At 65.3% G+C, this 17,900-nt stretch carries 13 protein-coding genes; 8 read left to right on the forward strand and 5 right to left on the reverse strand.

What is annotated here, in order from left to right:
• Positions 1–260 precede the first annotated feature (260 nt).
• The 3 genes from BVH01_RS16510 to BVH01_RS16520 are packed head-to-tail and all read right to left on the reverse strand — an operon-like array spanning position 261 to position 3,551.
• Positions 261–1,277, reverse strand: a complete 1,017-nt coding sequence (locus BVH01_RS16510) for a 4-hydroxythreonine-4-phosphate dehydrogenase PdxA (RefSeq protein ID WP_075931390.1) — start codon at positions 1,275–1,277, stop codon at positions 261–263.
• Positions 1,274–2,233: an amidohydrolase gene (locus tag BVH01_RS16515; protein ID WP_075931391.1), complete on the reverse strand. Its 960-nt coding sequence runs from the start codon at positions 2,231–2,233 to the stop codon at positions 1,274–1,276. Before BVH01_RS16515 ends, BVH01_RS16510 begins: the two co-directional genes overlap by 4 nt.
• Complete coding sequence (locus BVH01_RS16520; RefSeq protein ID WP_075931392.1) at positions 2,226–3,551, reverse strand: MFS transporter; 1,326 nt, start codon at positions 3,549–3,551, stop codon at positions 2,226–2,228. Before BVH01_RS16520 ends, BVH01_RS16515 begins: the two co-directional genes overlap by 8 nt.
• Positions 3,552–3,807: 256 nt before the next feature.
• Between BVH01_RS16520 and BVH01_RS16525 the strand changes: the two genes are divergently transcribed.
• From BVH01_RS16525 to BVH01_RS16555, 7 genes are all read left to right on the forward strand, one after another.
• A complete protein-coding gene (locus BVH01_RS16525; RefSeq protein ID WP_075931393.1) occupies positions 3,808–4,812 on the forward strand; it encodes a tripartite tricarboxylate transporter substrate binding protein in 1,005 nt (334 codons plus the stop codon).
• Positions 4,813–4,879: 67 nt separating this feature from the next.
• Complete coding sequence (locus BVH01_RS16530; RefSeq protein WP_075931394.1) at positions 4,880–5,410, forward strand: tripartite tricarboxylate transporter TctB family protein; 531 nt, start codon at positions 4,880–4,882, stop codon at positions 5,408–5,410.
• Positions 5,407–6,927, forward strand: coding sequence for a tripartite tricarboxylate transporter permease (locus tag BVH01_RS16535; RefSeq protein WP_075931395.1), 1,521 nt, complete (start codon positions 5,407–5,409; stop codon positions 6,925–6,927). Before BVH01_RS16530 ends, BVH01_RS16535 begins: the two co-directional genes overlap by 4 nt.
• A gap of 112 nt (positions 6,928–7,039) precedes the next feature.
• Entirely contained in the window at positions 7,040–7,978 is a 939-nt protein-coding gene (locus tag BVH01_RS16540; RefSeq protein ID WP_075931500.1) for a LysR family transcriptional regulator, read from the forward strand.
• 121 nt (positions 7,979–8,099) lie between these two features.
• A complete protein-coding gene (gene plsB, locus BVH01_RS16545) occupies positions 8,100–10,583 on the forward strand; it encodes a glycerol-3-phosphate 1-O-acyltransferase PlsB (RefSeq protein ID WP_075931396.1) in 2,484 nt (827 codons plus the stop codon).
• 151 nt (positions 10,584–10,734) lie between these two features.
• Positions 10,735–11,763 (forward strand): peptidoglycan-binding protein, encoded by a 1,029-nt coding sequence (locus BVH01_RS16550; RefSeq protein WP_075931397.1) that lies wholly within the window; start codon positions 10,735–10,737, stop codon positions 11,761–11,763.
• A gap of 128 nt (positions 11,764–11,891) precedes the next feature.
• Positions 11,892–12,569 carry a DUF4197 domain-containing protein gene (locus BVH01_RS16555; RefSeq protein WP_075931398.1) on the forward strand — a complete coding sequence of 226 codons (678 nt, stop codon included), beginning with the start codon at positions 11,892–11,894 and terminating at the stop codon, positions 12,567–12,569.
• A gap of 303 nt (positions 12,570–12,872) precedes the next feature.
• On the opposite strand, the gene BVH01_RS16560 is transcribed toward BVH01_RS16555, so the two are convergent.
• Together BVH01_RS16560 and BVH01_RS16565 are read right to left on the reverse strand one after the other, a co-directional pair.
• Entirely contained in the window at positions 12,873–15,962 is a 3,090-nt protein-coding gene (locus BVH01_RS16560; RefSeq protein ID WP_075931399.1) for an efflux RND transporter permease subunit, read from the reverse strand.
• Between the two features lie 6 nt (positions 15,963–15,968).
• Positions 15,969–17,072: an efflux RND transporter periplasmic adaptor subunit gene (locus BVH01_RS16565; protein ID WP_075931400.1), complete on the reverse strand. Its 1,104-nt coding sequence runs from the start codon at positions 17,070–17,072 to the stop codon at positions 15,969–15,971.
• Between the two features lie 93 nt (positions 17,073–17,165).
• Between BVH01_RS16565 and BVH01_RS16570 the strand changes: the two genes are divergently transcribed.
• Positions 17,166–17,801: a TetR/AcrR family transcriptional regulator gene (locus tag BVH01_RS16570; protein ID WP_075931401.1), complete on the forward strand. Its 636-nt coding sequence runs from the start codon at positions 17,166–17,168 to the stop codon at positions 17,799–17,801.
• Positions 17,802–17,900: the final 99 nt, after the last annotated feature.

A 17,900-nucleotide genomic window follows, 5' to 3' on the forward strand; every position in this document is an offset into this window, starting at 1 on the left:
CGTCGTTCGAGGTGGCGGATTAGAACACGTGGCACCTGGCCATCAAATACCATTCAGCGGAAGCGAATCACACTTTCACAATATCGCCGCTACCGCTCACGCTCGTCCTGCTTTCTCAGGGACATTCCCGAATCGGCCTTACCGATTCATTACTAGCTGCCTTCCGGCTCGATCCGATAGAAATCCTGGGCATTACGCCAGAAGAATCCATTGCGCTACCCGTAGACCTAACCACATCGAGCCTTGCGAAAAACGCTTGGTCAGCCCCGTTGCCGCCCCCCCATCCGACAGGCGATCTCGAAGGCCTGGCGGGTGGCGCCAACGTTGGCCTTGCCTTGCCCGGCGATGTCGAAGGCGGTGCCGTGGGCCGGCGTGGTGATGGGGATCGGAAGGCCGCCCTGCACCGTTACGCCGCGGGAGAAACCCATCAGCTTGATCGCGATCTGGCCCTGGTCGTGGTACATGGTCACCACCGCATCGAAGGCCTGGCTGTCGCCCTGCACCTTGAGGAAGATGGTGTCGCCGGGATACGGGCCGATGGCGTCGATGCCCTGCTCACGGGCGCGCTCCACCGCAGGGCCGATGATGTCCAGTTCCTCGCGGCCGAAACTGCCGTTGTCGCCATTGTGGGGGTTGAGGCCGCAGACGCCGATGCGCGGTTTCTCCAGGCCATTGCGCTTGAGTGCGGTGTCGATCAGGCAGATCGCCTCGATCACCCGATCCTGACTGAGCATGCCCGGCACGTCGGCCAATGCGACGTGGGAGGTCACCCGCGAGGTCCACAGGTTGTCGAGCACGTTGAATTCGCAGAACGGGCCATCGAAGCCCAGGTACTCGGCGAACCAGTGCAGCTCGTCGCTGTGACCCATGCCGGCCATGTGCAGCGAGGTCTTGTTGAGCGGGCCGAACAGAATGGCGTCGGTCGTGCCGTCAGCGGTCAGGCGCAGGGCCTGCTCGAGGGTGTCGAGGCTGTACTGGCCACCGATCACGCTGGCTTCGCTGCGCGGGAAAGCGCCTTCGGCGCGGCCGCGAAACGGCAGCAGCAGCGGCGTGTCGTCGGTGAAGGTCAGGTTGTCGGTCGAGTCGATGACGCGGTACGGAAACGACTGGCCGGCGATGTCCATGCCACGGCGCACTTCGGCTTCATCGGCGATCAGCAGCACCTGAGCCTTGCGACGCACTTCTGGCTCGGCGAGCAGGCGAGCGATCAGCTCGGGGCCGATGCCAGCGGGGTCACCCAGCACCATGGCCAGGCGGGGAAGAGTCGGGTTGCTCATGCGGTTGTCCTCAGGTCAGAAGATGCGTCCGGGATGCGAATGACATCGGGCAAGGTGCGATACAGGCGCCGAGCGTTGTCGTGGAAAAGCAGTTGCTGCTGATGGCGCGGCAGATCGGCGACGATGCGCTTGAAGCCGCCGTAGATGTCGTCGAACGAGCCGCACAGGCTGTCGACCGGGAAGTTGCTGGCGAACATCACCCGCTCGGCGCCGAACATGGCGATGGTTTCGCCCACGATCCAGGCGTTGTCTTCGACGCACCAGCGCCGGCCCGGTAGGCCGATGCCGGACACCTTCACCGCCACGTTCGCGCATTCGGCCAGCTTCGCCATCGCCGCGTGCCAGCCGGCCAGACCCTGCTCGCTGCGATCCGACGGCAGGCCGGCGTGGTTGAGAATCAGCTGGATGCCGGGAAAGTCGCGGGCCAGCGCGATGGCTTCGGGCAGGTTCCACCAGGGCGTCTGCAGATCGAAGTGCAGGCCGTGGCGCGCCAGCTCGGCATAACCGCAGCGCCATGCGTCATCGCTCATCAGGGTGCGCGAGCGGCCGACTTCATCCGGCGAGGCCGGGCCGCCGGGCTTGTGGCGCACGCTGCGTACCCGTTCGAAGCGTGCCTGGGCCGCCAGCAGCGCGGAGGCATCCGGGGCATCCAGCCAGGCCTGGGCGACCACGGCATTGGGCGCACCATAGCGGGCAGCGACCTCGTGGATGAAGCAGGTCTCGCCAATCGGGTCACGCGGGTCCCACTCGGTTTCCACGTAAACCGTGGCCACCACCCGGTGCTCACCGGCATCGGCTAGGTAGTCGTCCGGGTAGTAGGGCCGTTTGATGGCGCTGTAGTCGCCATAACGAAACGGGATGTTCTCCTCGCCCGACAGCCAGGGGTGATGGTTGCGCAGCGTGTCCCAGAAATGGTGATGGGCGTCGATGATCGGCCCGTCGTACAGATCAGCCATGGGTCACCTCGGCCTTGTCGAGGGAGATCAGCAGCGTGCCGGCGATGAACAGCCCCGAGCACAGCGCGAAGAAGCCCAACACTGCGGCGTAACCACCGGCGTGCTGCAGCAACAGGCCGACCAGAATCGGCACGGCGATGCCACCGAGGCTGCCAGCCATGTTCATCACCCCGCCGATCAGCCCGACCCGCGCCGGCGACGCCAGCAGCGCCGGGAAGCTCCAGTACAGGCTGCCCCACATCAGGAAGAACGCGGTCAGCGACAACAGGCCCACTGCCAGGTACGGATCGTTCAGGCTCGGCAGCAGCAGGAAGGCGACCAGCGCCACCAGCCCGGAGAGGCTCAGCAAGCTCTTGGCCGCCAGGCCACGGCGCACGCCCTTGGCGATCAGCCGGTCGCACAAGAAGCCGCCGGTCAGCGAGCCGGCCGCGCCGCACAGGAAGATCACGAAGGTGGCGGCGCCGATGCCCTTGATATCGAAGCCGCGGGCCTGGGCCAGGTAGCTCGGCCCCCAGGTCAGCAGGCCGAAGAACACCATGGCCCAGCTGGCGCGGCCGAGCAGGATGCCGGTCAGCGAGCGGCGGGCGATGCCCAGGCCGCGCACGGTCTGTTTGGCTGCTTCGGCCATGGTCACCGTGCGTCCTTCGTTGATCGCTGCCAGCTCGGCGTCGTTGACGTCCGGGTGATCGGCGGGGTTATCGCGCAGGTAGTGCCAGGCCAGCCAGGCCATGGCGAGCGTGGCGATACCGGCGATGAAGAACGCGGTACGCCAGGAGCCCAGCACGGCGATCAGGTAGGCGATGATCAGCCCGCCGAGGGCCACGCCCAGCGGCCCGCCACAATCCATCAACACCGCGCCGCGGCTACGCTCGCCGCTGCCCAGCCACAACGAATTGAGCTTGCCGCCGGCCGGAAACAGCGGGGCTTCGGCAGCGCCCAGGGCCACGCGGGCGAACATCAGCGACAGGCCGCCAGTGGCGAATGCGGCAATGGTTTGAAAAGTGCCCCACAGGCCGGTCGACCAGCCGATCACGCGGCGCGGGCCGTAGCGGTCGATCAGCCAGCCGCCGGGGATCTGCAACAGGGCGTAGGCCCAGAAAAAGCTGCTGAGGATCAGCCCCTGCATGCTCGGGCTCAGGCTGAATTCACTGGCGATGACCGGCATGGCGATGGACAGGGAAACCCGGTCGATCAGGTTGATTACCGTGAGCGCGAAGATGATGGCGAAGATGCGCCAGCGCACCCGGGAGGGTTTGCCAGCCTGAACACCGGCCGAGGGGGTGCGCACCTGCAGGGCGACAGGTTGAGCCTGAGCCATGGGGAGTACCTCTGTGTTGTTGTTTTTGTAGTAGCGGGCGACGAGCGGTCGGCCCGGTTGAGCGAACTATCTGCCCGGCCAACGATAACCGTCTAATCAAAGCTTCTCATACGGACATAGCCTGGAGTTATCGCTGTGCAGGGACGCCAGACATAACCTGGGGCTATCGGAGTATCAGTTCTTTTGAGTAGACGCTTATCGACACCCTTCGCACACTCCAGGCAACCCACAAGAACGACAACAATGAGGTAGCCCCATGTACAGCCCCCGTACGCGTCATGTTCCGGCCCTGCTCGCCGCCCTGCTCTGCACCGCGCCCCTGGCTGCGGTAGCGGACTGGAAACCCGAAAAGAACGTGGAGATCGTGGTGGCCGGCGGCCCCGGCGGCGGCACCGACCAGCTCGGCCGGGTGATCCAGTCGGCGATCACCCAGCACAAGCTGCTCGACGTCAACACCGTGGTGCTCAACAAGGGCGGCGGCAACGGCGCCGAAGCCTTTCTGGAGATGAAGCTCGCCGAGGGCGATGCCAGCAAGCTGGTGATCGGCACCAACAACATCTACCTGCTGCCACTGGTGGCCAAGCTGGGTTACCAGTGGACGGACCTGACGCCGGTCGCGGCGGTGGCCGAGGATGACTTCATTCTCTGGACCTACCAGGGTTCGCCCTGGAAGGATGCCGCCGCGTTCAAGGCCGACCTGACCAAGAATGCCGCCAAGATGCGTATCGGTGGCAGCCAGTCCAAGGACGTCGACCAGACCCTGTCGCTGCTGCTCGGCCAGCAGGCGGGCGCCAAGATCACCTACATCCCCTTCAAGAGCGGCAGCGAGGCGTCCACACAGCTGGCCGGCAAACACATCGCCGCCAACTTCAACAACCCGGCCGAAAGCGTCAGCCAGTGGCGCGGTGGCCAGGTGGTGCCGCTGTGCGTATTCAGCCAGGCGCGCATGGGCTACACCCAGAAAGTCACCGAGACCCAGTCCTGGGCCGACGTGCCGACCTGCAAGGAGCAGGGCCTGGGCATCGACCAGTACCGTTTCCCGCGCACCGTGTTCCTGCCTGGCGGCGTCACCGACGAGCAGCGCGCGTTCTACGTCGAGCTGATGCGCAAGGTCAGCCAGACGCCGGAGTTCAAGGCCTACGTGGAGCGCTCGGCCCTGGCGCCGACCTTCCTTTCCGGTGATGAGCTGGTGAGCTACATCGAAAAGGATCGTGAGCGCGTGACCCCTGTGTTCAAGCAGGCCGGCTGGCTGCGCGAATAACCCTCGCGCTTCGTGTCCGGCGTGCCATGCGGCCGCCGGACGGCCCTGCACACAGGAGAAAATACCCATGTCCAACACCACGGATACGCCGCTGGTCGCCACCCGCTGGGTGGAGATCGGCCTGGCGCTGTTCACCGCTGCCCTGGGCGGCATCGTCATGTTCGGCGCCATCGAGATCGGCATCGGCTGGGGCGACGCCGGCCCCGAGGCCGGTTACTTTCCCTTCTACATCGGCCTGCTGATGAGCGCTGCCAGCGTCGGCAACCTGATCCTGGCGCTGTTGCGCACGCCGGCGATGAGCGCCGCATTCGTCAGCCGCAAGGCGTTCGGCCAGGTACTGGCGGTGTTCGTACCGATCGTCCTGTACGTGATCGCCATGCCCTTCACCGGCATCTACCTGGCCTCGGCGGTGTTCATCGCCTGGTTCATGTGGCGTGATCGCCAGCGCAGCAAACCCTACGGCATTGCCACCGTGGCGGCGATTTCCTGCGGGGCGGCACTGGCCAGCTATCTGATCTTCGCGCTGTGGTTCAAGGTGCCGCTGGATAGCGGCGTGCTCGGCGACCTGGTGGCCGTTGCCGGAGGGGCATTGCGATGAGCGAAATCGACTCCCTGATGCAGGGCATGGCGCTGATCCTGACCCCGCACCACATCGGCCTGATGGTCATCGGCGTGCTGCTCGGCATTCTCGTCGGCGTGCTGCCTGGCCTCGGCGCCCCCAACGGCGTGGCGCTGCTGCTGCCGCTGACCTTCACCATGGAACCGGTGTCGGCGATCATCCTGCTCTCTTGCATGTACTGGGGCGCGCTGTTCGGCGGCTCGATCACCTCGATCCTGTTCAACATTCCCGGCGAACCCTCGTCGGTGGCGACCACCTTCGACGGTTACCCCATGGCCCGCAACGGCCAGGCTGGCGAAGCGCTGACCGCGGCCTTCACCTCGGCGCTGCTCGGTGCGCTGGTCGGCGTGCTGCTGCTGACCTTCCTGTCGACGCGCATCGCCGAGTTCGCCATGGAATTCAGCTCGCCGGAGTTCTTCGCCGTCTACCTGCTGGCGTTCTGCACCTTCATCGGCATGAGCAAGAACCCGCCGCTGAAGACCGTGGTAGCAATGATGATCGGCTTCGCCATGGCCGCCGTCGGCATGGACACCGTGTCCGGCGAACTGCGCCTGACCTACGACCAGCCCTGGCTGCTCTCGGGCCTGAGCTTCGAGGTGGCGGTGATCGGGTTGTTCGGTATCGGCGAGATTCTCTGCACCGTCGAGGAAGGCCTGGTGTTTCGTGGCGAACGCGCACGCATCACACCGATGACCATCCTGCGTACCTGGGCCAAGCTGCCGCGCTACTGGCTGACCTGGCTGCGCAGCGCCCTGGTCGGCTGCTGGATGGGTGTGACGCCCGGCGGGCCGACTGCCGCCTCGTTCATGAGCTACAGCCTGGCGCGGCGCTTTTCGAAGAACCGCGACAACTTTGGCAAGGGCGAAGTGGAAGGCGTGATTGCCCCGGAAACCGCCGACCACAGCGCCGGCACCAGCGCCCTGCTGCCAATGCTGACCCTCGGTATTCCCGGCTCGGCGACCGCCGCGGTGATGCTCGGCGGCCTGATGATCTGGGGCCTGCACCCGGGGCCGACGCTGTTCGTCGAGCAGCACGACTTCGTCTGGGGCCTGATCGCCAGCATGTACCTGGGCAACGTGGTGAGCCTGATCGTGGTGCTGGCCACGGTGCCGCTGTTCGCCTCGATCCTGCGCATTCCGTTCTCGATCATCGCGCCGATCATCATCATGGTCTGCTCGATCGGCGCCTACTCGGTGCACAACTCGATGTTCGACGTTGGCCTGATGCTGATCTTCGGTGCCCTGGGTTACCTGTTCAAGAAGCTCGGCTACCCCATCGCCCCGCTGATCCTCGCTGCGGTGCTGGGCGACAAGGCCGAGGACGCGTTCCGCCAGTCGATGCTGTTCTCCGACGGGCAACTGTCGATCTTCTGGTCCAACCCGCTGGTCGGCAGCCTGACCACCGCGGCGCTGTTGATGCTGTTCTGGCCGCTGCTGGCCCGCGGCCTCAAGGCACTGTTCGGCGCACGCCAGGGGCAGGCGCGTCATGTCTCGTAATCGCCAGCAGGCCGGGCTGTTCCTGGCCACGGCCACGGGGCGCTCGCTGATGACTGGCGAGCGTCGCGATTTCTTGTCACCCTTGGCCGATTCCCCTGCCACGAGCCGCGCCATGTCCCGCATTCCTGACGCCAGCATCATCCACAGCCGCCTGCGTTTACGGCAGTTGCGCCTGATGCTGGCCCTGCAGGAATTCGGCTCGCTGCGCCGGGCCGCCGAGGAGATCGGCATGACTCAGCCGGCGGCGACCAAGATGCTTCACGAGGCGGAGAGCCTGCTTGGCGTCGAGCTGTTCGAGCGCCTGCCGCGCGGCATGCGCGCAACGGCGTTCGGTGAAACGGCGATCTACTACGCGAAGATGATCTTCGCCGAGCTGTCGGGCATGCGCGAGGAATTCGCCGCGCTGGAGTCGGGCAACCTCGGCCGGGTCACCATCGGCGCCATTCCGGCCCTGGCCTCGGGCCTGCTGACGCGCACCATCGCCACCCTCAAGCAGAGCCACCCGCGGCTGTCGATGAGCATCCAGGTCGACACCAGCGACGTGCTGGTGCAAGCCCTGCAACAGGACCAGTTGGACGTGGTGCTGGGGCGGATTCCCGATGGCGCGCGGGCCGACGACCTGTCGTTCGACAGCCTTGGCGAGGAAACCCTGTGCGTGGTGGCCGGCGCCCAGCACCCCATGGCCGGCGCCAGCAAACTGACCTGGCACGAGTTGCAGGACCTGACCTGGGTGCTGCAGCAACACCCCAGCCCGATGCGCACCATCATCAACCAGGCGTTTCACAACGCGCGGGTCGACATTCCCAGCAGCATCGTCGAAACCACCTCGATCATGACCCTGCTGTCGCTGTTGCAGCAGACCGACATGATCGGCGTGACTCCGGTATCGGTGATCAATGACTACCCGGCCCGCCACTTGCTCAAGATCCTGCCGATCACCTTCGAGCCACGCCTGCCGCCCTATGGCCTGATCACCCGCAGGCACCGCATTCAGTCGTCGGCCATGCAGGCCTTCATCAACGCGGTAAAGGATGAGCACGCCAACGAGTGACCGCCCCGCAACCGCGCTTTTCGCAACGAAACGGTAACTTTTACAAGATTTTGCCGACAGGGCGGCGATCCGGCACACTAGCGGCCCCGAGCTCCGGCTCGTCGTCGCAGCCAGATTTCGTATGACCCGCTCCCCGCTTCGCCGCCTTGCCTTCGGTACCCTGCGCCGCCTGCTGTACCTGTGGGTGCGCTCGGAAACCATCAACCAGTCGGCCTTCACCCTCAAGCTCGACCGCAGCAAGCCGGTGTTCTACGTGCTGCAGCAACCTTCGGTGAGCGACCTGGCGGTGCTCGATCACGAATGCACCAAGGCCAATCTGCCGCGCCCGGTGCTGCCCGTGGCGGTGGGCGACCTGATCGAACCGGCGGCGTTCTTCTACCTGACGCCGGAGCCCGACTGGCTCGGCCGCCAGGACAAGCGCGGCATTTCGCCGACCTTGCAGCGCATAGTCGCCGCCCTCGGCGAACACGCCGCCGAGCAGGCGCAGATCATTCCGGTCAGCGTGTTCTGGGGGCAATCGCCGAACCGCGAAACCAGCGCCTGGAAACTGCTGTTCGCCGATAGCTGGGCAGTCACCGGTCGCCTGCGCCGGCTGGTGAGCATCCTGATCCTGGGCCGCACCACCCGCGTGCAGTTTTCCACGCCCATCCAGCTGCGCGACCTGATCGAGCAGAACAAGGGCCAGGAACGTACCCTGCGCATGGTGCATCGCATCCTGCGGGTACATTTTCGCAACCAGAAGGCCGCGGTCATCGGCCCGGACGTGTCGCACCGGCGCAACCTGGTCAAAGGCCTGGTGCACGGCCCGCAGGTGCGTCAGGCGATCGCCGAGGAAGCCAGCCGCGAGAACATTTCCGTCGACAAGGCCGAGGCCCTGGCGCTGCGCTACGGCAACGAGATCGCCTCGGATTACACCTACACGGCGATCCGTTTTCTCGAACTGATCCTGTCGTGGTTCTGGAACAAGATCTACGACGGCATCAAGGTCAACCACATCGAAGGCGTGCAGGACATCGCCCAGGGCCACGAGGTGATCTACGTGCCCTGCCACCGCAGCCACATCGACTACCTGCTGCTGTCCTACCTGCTGTTTCGCAACGGCTTGACGCCGCCGCACATCGCCGCCGGCATCAACCTCAACATGCCGATCATCGGCGGCCTGCTGCGCCGTGGCGGCGCCTTTTTCATGCGCCGCACCTTCAAGGGCAACCCGCTGTACACCGCCGTGTTCAACGAATACCTGCACACCCTGATTCGCAAGGGCTACCCGGTGGAGTACTTCGTCGAAGGCGGTCGCTCGCGCACCGGGCGCATGCTGCGGCCGAAAACCGGCATGCTCGCCATCACCCTGCGCAGCTACCTGCAGAGCCATCGCCTGCCAGTGGTGTTCGTGCCGGTGTACATCGGCTACGAGCGCGTGCTGGAAGGCCGCACCTACCTGGGCGAGCTGCGCGGGGCAAGCAAGAAGAAGGAGTCGATCTTCGACATCTTCAAGGTCATCGGCGCGCTCAAGCAGCGCTTCGGCCACGTGTGGGTCAACTTCGGCGAACCGATCAAGCTCGACGCCTTTCTCGATGCCCAACAGCCCGACTGGCGCGCCCAGGAACTGGGCCCGGACTTCCGCCCGGCGTGGCTCAACGAAACCACCAACCGCCTTGGCGAGCGGGTGGCCCAGCGCCTCAACGAGGCGGCGGCGATCAACCCGGTCAACCTGGTGGCCCTGGCGCTGCTCTCCACCAGCAAGCTGGCCCTGGACGAACGCGCCCTGGTGCGCATCCTCGACCTGTACCAGAGCCTGCTGCGCCGCGTGCCCTATTCGCCGCACACCACGGTGCCGGAAGGCGACGGCCTGGCGCTGATCGAGCACGTGCGCAGCATGGAACTGCTCTCCGAACAGAAGGATGCCCTGGGGCGCATCCTCTATCTGGATGAGCAGAACGCGGTGCTGATGACCTACTATCGCAACAACGTGCTGCACATCTTCGCCCTGCCCGGGCTGATCGCCAGCTTCTTCCAGAGCAGCGGGCGGATGAGCCGCGAGCAGATCCTGCGCTTCGTCCACGCGCTGTACCCCTACCTGCAATCCGAGCTGTACATCCGCTGGGCCGACGAGGAGCTCGACGAAGTCGTCGACCAGTGGCTCGACGCCTTCGTCGAGCAGGGCCTGCTCAAACGCGAGAACGACCTGTACGTGCGCCCGGCGCCCAGCTCGCGCAACTTCGTGCTGCTGACCCTGCTGTCGCGCGCCATCGCTCAGACCCTGCAGCGTTTCTACATGGCCAGCGCCCTGCTGCTCAATGCCGGTCAGAACGCGATCAGTGCCGAGGAGCTGGAAGACCTGTGCACGGTCATGGCCCAGCGCCTGTCGATCCTGCACGGGCTCAATGCACCGGAGTTCTTCGACAAGAGCCTGTTCCGTCACTTCATCCAGACATTGCTCGACCAGGGCGTACTGCGCGCAGATGAAGCCGGCAAGCTCAGCCATCCCCCGGCGTTCGCCGAACTGGCCGAAGGCGCCGCCAAGCGTGTGCTGCCGGCCGAGATTCGCCTGTCCATCCGCCAGGTGACCATGGATCGCAGCGAGGAGCTGCTCGACGGGCTCTGAAAGCCCGGCGTGCTCGACGAGTGCGCCGGGCGTTATTGAGCTTTGCCGCCACAGCCCCTAAGATGCGTCGTTGGGGCCACTTAGGGCAGGGATTTTCGTGCGTTATCACACCATTCTAGGATCACTGGCGATCGTGGTTTCCGGTTGCGCCATGCAACCGTCCGCATCGACCAATAACGAAGAAAAGCCGGCGCAACCGGCTCCAGTCGCGGCGCAAACCGCACCCGCCGCCGCTCAACCGACAGCACAGCCAGCCGCTGCCGCGCCGCCGAGCGCCCAGGCCCAGGCACCTGCCGCAGCGTCGGTGGCCCGCGAGCCCCAGGAATACGAAATCCAACCAGGCCAGTGCTGGGTACACGCCCAGGTTCGCCCACGCCCGGTGCAGAGCACCCAGGAAGTGGTGGTCAAGGATTCGGTCAACAAGATCACCGTCACCCCTGCCGAGCTCGAGAAGGGCTTCAAGCAAGTGGTCACCCGTGAAGGCACCAAGACCTACCGCATCGAGCCGCCGACCTACCGCGTGGTCTCCGAGCAGGTGAAGATTCGCCCGGAAGTGAAGCGCTACATCGTGGTACCGGCGATCTACGAGGACGTCAAGGAAACCGTGACCCTCGAAGAAGCCAAGACCGTGCTCGACCAGTGCCGCGCCGCCGGCACCCGTTACTCGAGCGGCACCGGCGCCATGTCGTTCTGCGCCCGCCAGGTGCCGGCCAAGCAGGAAGTGGTCAAGGTCAAGAAGCTGGTCTCGCCGGAAACCGTGCGGGTTGAAACCGACCCGGCCCAATACAAGAGCGTGACCCGCTGGATCGTCGACAAGCCGGCCCAGGCCGTGGAAGTCACCCTGGATCCGGAATACACCAAGGTCGCCTCCACCGAAATGGTGCGCCCGGTCGAAGCCAACCAGATCATCCTGCCGGAAGAAAAACGCCAGCTGCAGGTCACCCGCTTCGAAGGCAACGCACGCATCGTTTCCCGGCAGACGATCTGCGATCCGGACATCAACGACGACCTGGTCACGCGCCTGCAGCAGAGCCTGGTCAAGCGCGGCTTCAACCCAGGCAGCGTCGACGGCAAGCTCGGCAAGCGCACCCTCGACGCGCTGACCGAATTCCAGACCGCCAACGGCCTGGCCGTCGGCGCCCTGACCCTGGAAAGCCTCACCGCCCTGGAAGTCCGCTAACGCCGAACCGGCACGCCCGCAACGGGCGTGCCGCGCTCTCCCCGCCCATGCTTTTCCTCAACCTTCGCCGCGCCCCTCGCCAGCCTGCTAAGCTCGCTGCTTATCTCCACCGCTCGAAGGTTACCGCCATGCTCCGCATCCCCGTTCTCGTCGCCGGCCTGCTGCTGTCCGCCAACGTGTTCGCCCTGTCGCTTTCCGACCTCAGCCAGCAGGACGCCAGCGGCGGCCTCAAGGACGCCCTCACCCAGGGCGCCAAGGTGGCCGTGCAGCAGCTCGGCAAGCCCGGCGGTTTCAGCAACAACCCCGAAGTGCGCATCGAACTGCCGGGCAAGCTCGGCAAAGCCGCCAAGACCATGAAGATGATGGGCATGGGCGCCCAGGTCGAGCAGCTCGAAACCAGCATGAACAAGGCCGCGGAGGCCGCCGTGCCCCAGGCCCAGGCGCTGCTGGTCGACGCCGTGAAGAAGATGACCGTGCAGGACGCCAAGAGCATCCTCGCAGGCCCGCAGGACTCGGCCACCCAGTACCTGAACAAGAGCAGCCGCGAGCAGATTCGCGCCAAGTTCCTGCCCATCGTCAAGCAGGCCACCGACCAGGTCGGCCTCGCCAAGCAGTACAACAGCTTCGCCGGCCAGGCGGCGACCTTCGGCGTGCTCGACGCCAAGAGCGCCAATATCGAAAGCTACGTGACCGAACAGGCCCTCGACGGCCTGTTCGACATGATCGCCAAGCAGGAAGCCAGCATCCGCGAAAACCCGGCCGCGGCGGCCACCAGCCTGGCCAAGAAGGTGTTTGGCGCGCTGTAACTGACAAGCTGCAAAAAAGGGGCTGGCGCGTTATGTGCCAGCCCCTTTTTTCTGCATGCGAGACGGATAAAGCGTCGCCCACCTTACGACTGTGATGGCTGAAAAGTGGCGAAAGCGGCCGTTATCCGATCCATTGTGGGAGCCGCGACCTCGCGGCGAATCGCTCAGGCACCGCCGAAATAGCAGTCAGGCTGCAATCGTTTCGCCCCGAGGTCGGGGCTCCCACAGGTTGGTTTGAGTGGCTGCTCATGCCTTTTACCAACGCTCCCCAGCAACACGAGTTCTCAAAGCCCAATCAGGCCCTTAACTGTCACCCTCAGCCTGCGCCCTATCGCTCGGCTTGACCCTGAACCACGCCGCATACAACGCCGGCAGAAACAGCAGGGTCAGCGCCGTGGCCACCACCAGACCGCCCATGATCGCCACCGCCATCGGCCCGAAGAACACGCTGCGCGACAGCGGGATCATCGCCAGCACCGCGGCCAAGGCGGTCAGCACGATGGGCCGGAAGCGCCGCACGGTGGCTTCGACGATGGCGTTCCAGCTGTCCAGCCCCGCCTCGCGGTCCTGCTCGATCTGGTCGACCAGAATCACCGAGTTGCGCATGATCATCCCCGACAGCGCAATGGTGCCGAGCATCGCCACGAAGCCGAACGGCTGACCGAACAGCAGCAGGAACAGGGTCACGCCGATCAACCCCAGGGGCGCGGTGAGAAACACCATGGTCATGCGCGAGAAGCTCTTGAGCTGCAGCATCAGCAGGGTCAGCACCACCACGACGAACAATGGCACGCCGGCCACTACCGAGGCCTGACCCTTGGAGGAATCCTCTACCGAGCCGCCGACTTCCAGCAGGTAGCCATCCGGTAGGCTGGCGCGGATGTCGGCCAGGGTCGGCAGGATCTGCCTGGTCAGCGTGGCCGGCTGCTGGGGCCCGTAGATATCGGCGCGCACGGTGACGGTCGGCAAGCGATTGCGGTGCCAGATCACCCCTTCCTCGAAGCCGTATTCCAGGGTGGCGATCTGCGCCAGCGCCACGCTCTTGCCACTGTCGGTGGGCACCGCCAGGCTCGGTAGCAGCTGCAGCGCCTGGCGCTCCGTCGAGGTGCCGCGCAGGAGGATTTCGATCAGCTCGTTGTCTTCGCGGTAATCGCTGACCGACGAGCCATTGAGCGAGCTGCGCAGGAACCTGGCCACATCGGCGGTGCTCACGCCCAGAGCCCGGGCGCGCTCCTGGTCGATGTTCAGGTACACCACCTTGCTCGGCTCCTGCCAATCGAGGTGCACGTTGACCACATCGGGGTTGGCGCGCACCTTGTCGGCGACCTGACGGGCCAGGGCGCGCACCTCTTCGATATGCTCGCCGGAAACCCGGAACTGCACCGGGTAGCCGACGGGCGGGCCATTCTCCAGGCGGGAGATGCGCGTGCGCAGGCTCGGGAATTCATCGCGCAACACGTCGATCAGCCAGGCGCGTACGGCCTCACGCTCCTCGATGGTTTTGGCCAGTACCACGATCTGCGCAAAGCTGGTGGCCGGCAACTGCTGGTCCAGCGGCAGGTAAAAACGTGGCGAGCCAGTGCCGACATAGGCCACGTAGTTGTCCACACCCGGATGACCCGCCAGGCGCTGTTCCAGGCGCCGCACCTCAGCTTCGGTGGCGATCAGCGAAGCGCCTTCGGCCAGCTTGAAATCGACCATCAATTCCAGGCGCCCCGAAGCGGGAAAGAACTGCTGCGGCACGAACCTGAACAGAAAGATCGAGCCGACGAACAACACCAGGGTCAGCACGATGACCGTCTTGCGCCAGCGCACGCACCAGTCCACCAGGCGACGCACACGTGCATAGAAAGGCGTTGAATAAGGGTCATGCCCGCCCGTGCTGCCATGCTTGAGGGCCGCGCGCTTGGCCAGGTCCGGCAACAGTCGCGCGCCCAGGTACGGCACGAACATCACCGCCGCCACCCAGGACATCAACAGGGCGATGGTTACCACCTGGAAGATCGAGCGGGTGTATTCGCCGGTGCCCGACTGCGCAGTGGCAATCGGCAGAAAGCCTGCTGCGGTGATCAGCGTACCGGTGAGCATCGGGAAGGCCGTACTGGTCCAGGCGAAGCTCGCCGCCTTGAGGCGGTCGTAGCCCTGTTCCATCTTGATCGCCATGATCTCCACGGCAATGATCGCGTCGTCCACCAGCAGGCCCAGCGCCAACACCAGGGCGCCGAGGGAAATCTTGTGCAGGCCGATGTTGAGGTAGTACATGGCGGCGAAGGTCATCGCCAGCACCAGGGGAATCGACAGCGCCACCACCAGCCCGGTGCGCAGTCCGAGGGAGAAGAAGCTGACCAACAGCACGATGATCAGCGCCTCGGTGAGCACCTTGACGAACTCGCCGACGCCGGTCTTCACCGCTGCTGGCTGGTCCGATACCTTGCGCAACTGCATGCCCGCCGGCAGGTTGTTCTGCAGGCGGGTGAACTCGCTTTCCAGCGCCTTGCCGAGCACCAGGATGTCACCGCCCGGCTTCATGGAAACCGCCAGGCCGATGGCATCCTCGCCCATGAAGCGCATGCGCGGCGCCGGCGGATCGTTGAAGCCGCGGCTGATTTCGGCCACGTCGCCAATGCGGAAGGTGCGGTCGGCCACGCGGATGGGGAAATCGCGGATCTGCTCGACCGTCTCGAAGTTGCCGCTGACGCGCAGTTGCACCCGGTCGGTGTCGGTCTCGAAGAAGCCGGCCACGGGCATGGCGTTCTGCTGTTCGAGAGCCTGCTGCACGGCAGCGAGCGGCAGGCCGAGGGTAGCGAGCTTGGTGTTGGACAGCTCGATCCAGATTTTCTCGTCCTGCAGACCGACCAGCTCGACCTTGCCGACATCCCTGACCCGCTGCAGCTGCAGTTGCACACGGTCGGCGTAATCCTTGAGCACTGCGTAGTCGAAACCGTTGCCGGTCAGCGCGTAGATGTTGCCGAAGGTGGTGCCGAATTCGTCGTTGAAGAACGGCCCCTGGATACCGGCGGGCAGCGTATGGCGAATGTCGCCGATCTTCTTGCGTAGCTGGTACCAGAGCTCGGGAATCTCGTTGGAGTGCATCGAGTCCCGGGCCATGAAGGTGACCTGGGATTCGCCGGGCCGCGAGAACGACACGATGCGCTCGTACTCGCCGGTCTCCATCAGTTTCTTCTCGATGCGCTCGGTGACCTGGCGCGACACCTGCTCGGCGGTGGCGCCCGGCCAGTTGGTCTTCACCACCATGGCCTTGAAGGTGAACGGCGGATCCTCGCTCTGCCCCAGCTTGGTGTAGGACAGCGCGCCGACGATGCCGAGCAGCAGCATGAGGTAGAGCACGATCTGGCGGTGCTGCAGCGCCCAGGCGGACAGGTTGAACGACATCGGCGCTTACTCCTTGGCAGCCAGGTCGACGGCACGGTTCTGCCGATCCACCGGGCGCACCTGCTGGCCATCGAGCAGCACCTGCACACCGGCCACCACCACCCAGTCGCTGGCCTTCAGGCCGTCGAGCACCGGCACGCTCTTCTCGCCATAGGCGCCGACCCGCACGGCGGTACGCTTGAGCGTGGAAGTCTGGGGGTCGACCACCCAGACGTAGGGCTGGCCCTGTTCCGCGCTCAGTGCCGACAGCGGCACTGCCAGCGGCACGTCGCCATTGCGGGCGATGAACACCCGGGCGCTCTGGCCGAGCTCGACCTGCGCCTCGGACGCCTGCAGCGCCACCCGGGCGGCATAGGTTCGCGAGCGTGAATCGGCCGCGGGCGACAGTTCACGCACGCGCCCGGCCAGCCGCTCGCCAGGCTGCGACCACAGCTCCACGGCTACTTCCTGGCCGATGGCGAGATGCCTGATCACCTGTTCGGGCAGGTCGATCAGCACCTCGCGCTCGCCATCGGCGGCCAGCACGAACACCGTCTGCCCGGCTGCCACAACCTGCCCGACCTCGGCACGGCGCTGCACGATCACCCCGCTCTGTGGCGTTTTCAGCACGGCGTAACCGGCCTGGTTGTCGGCGACGTTGAGCTCGGCGCGCACCTGGCGCAGGCGCGCTTCGGCGGCGCGAAAGGTGTTTTCGGCGTTGTCGGCCAGGGATTTGCTGATCATCCCGCGTTGCTGCAGGGTGCGGTAGCGGTCGCGCTCGGCGCGCGCCAATTGCAGGTTGGATTCGGCCGATTGCAGCTGGGCGCGGGAGGCGTCGAGCTGCAGGCGCACATCCTGCGGGTCCAGCTCGGCCAGTGGCGCATCCTTGTCGACCCGGTGGCCCACTTCGACCAGCCGCCGGGTCACCTTGCCGGCGATGCGAAAGGCCAGCTCGGGTTCCAGCCGCGCCCTGACCTCGCCTGGGTAGCTGTCCACCTGCTCCGCCGACAGCTGCGGCTGCGCGACCATGGCCGGTCGAATGCCCGGCTGCGGCGCCTGCGCGTCGCTGCAGGCAACCAGGGACAGAGCCAGGCACAGGGGCGCGAGGCGATACAGAGCATGGCAGAACATGATGAGCGTCCTTTCAGCGGGAACTTTTTAATATTTGTACTGCCGGGTATATTAAAAATAGCGTACTCGGCAGTCCAGTATTAAAATCGCCCGATGTCAGACACGTCATTGCAGTCCAGCGGCCCCGGTCGCCCCAAGGATCTCGCCAAGCGCGAAGCCATTCTCGAAGCGGCCAAATGCCTGTTCCTGCGCTACGGCTACGCCGGCAGCAGCATGGACGCCATCGCCGCCCATGCCGGCGTTTCCAAGCTTACGGTGTACAGCCACTTCAACGACAAGGAGACGCTATTCTGCGCCGCGGTGAAGGCCCGCTGCGAAGAGCAGTTGCCCGAGCTGTTCTTCGAGTTTCCCGCCGGCGCGACCGTGCATAACGTGCTGCTCAACATCGCCCGCGGCTTCAGCCAGTTGCTCAACAGCAGCGAGTCCGTCGACTTGCATCGCCTGATGACCAGCCTCGGCACCCAGGACCCGCAACTGGCGAAAATCTTCTACGAGGCCGGGCCACAGCGCTTGCTCGCCGAGATGGAGCGCCTGCTGGCCAAGATGGACCAGAGCGGCCAGTTGCGTATCGAATCGCCGAAGCTCGCCGCCGATCAGTTCTTCTCCCTGCTCAAGGGCTGTGCCAACTTTCGCCTGCTGATCGGCTGCGGCGAGCCGGAGACCGAGGCGCAGCAGGAGCAACACGCCCATGCCACCGTCGAGATGTTCCTGCGCGCCTATCGCCCCTGACTCGCCGCGCGCTCGCCTGCTGCTAGGGTCTGTTCCCGTTTCACGCACGGCCGCGCCGGAGCCAGTTTTTGTGCGAGGCAAGGCACGAGATGCGAAGTT

The organism is Pseudomonas sp. PA1(2017) (genome assembly GCF_001945375.1).
Taxonomy (GTDB): Bacteria; Pseudomonadota; Gammaproteobacteria; order Pseudomonadales; family Pseudomonadaceae; genus Aquipseudomonas.

Bases quoted from the DNA above. Each gene is read 5' to 3' on its own strand.
- BVH01_RS16550 (WP_075931397.1), top strand. From the start codon at position 10,735: ATGCAACCGTCCGCATCGACCAATAACGAAGAAAAGCCGGCGCAACCG.
- BVH01_RS16515 (WP_075931391.1), bottom strand. From the start codon at position 2,233: ATGGCTGATCTGTACGACGGGCCGATCATCGACGCCCATCACCATTTC.
- BVH01_RS16540 (WP_075931500.1), top strand. From the start codon at position 7,040: ATGTCCCGCATTCCTGACGCCAGCATCATCCACAGCCGCCTGCGTTTA.
- BVH01_RS16535 (WP_075931395.1), top strand. From the start codon at position 5,407: ATGAGCGAAATCGACTCCCTGATGCAGGGCATGGCGCTGATCCTGACC.
- BVH01_RS16520 (WP_075931392.1), bottom strand. From the start codon at position 3,551: ATGGCTCAGGCTCAACCTGTCGCCCTGCAGGTGCGCACCCCCTCGGCC.
- BVH01_RS16525 (WP_075931393.1), top strand. From the start codon at position 3,808: ATGTACAGCCCCCGTACGCGTCATGTTCCGGCCCTGCTCGCCGCCCTG.
- BVH01_RS16530 (WP_075931394.1), top strand. From the start codon at position 4,880: ATGTCCAACACCACGGATACGCCGCTGGTCGCCACCCGCTGGGTGGAG.
- BVH01_RS16565 (WP_075931400.1), bottom strand. From the start codon at position 17,072: ATGTTCTGCCATGCTCTGTATCGCCTCGCGCCCCTGTGCCTGGCTCTG.
- BVH01_RS16555 (WP_075931398.1), top strand. From the start codon at position 11,892: ATGCTCCGCATCCCCGTTCTCGTCGCCGGCCTGCTGCTGTCCGCCAAC.
- BVH01_RS16560 (WP_075931399.1), bottom strand. From the start codon at position 15,962: ATGTCGTTCAACCTGTCCGCCTGGGCGCTGCAGCACCGCCAGATCGTG.
- BVH01_RS16510 (WP_075931390.1), bottom strand. From the start codon at position 1,277: ATGAGCAACCCGACTCTTCCCCGCCTGGCCATGGTGCTGGGTGACCCC.
- BVH01_RS16570 (WP_075931401.1), top strand. From the start codon at position 17,166: ATGTCAGACACGTCATTGCAGTCCAGCGGCCCCGGTCGCCCCAAGGAT.
- plsB (WP_075931396.1), top strand. From the start codon at position 8,100: ATGACCCGCTCCCCGCTTCGCCGCCTTGCCTTCGGTACCCTGCGCCGC.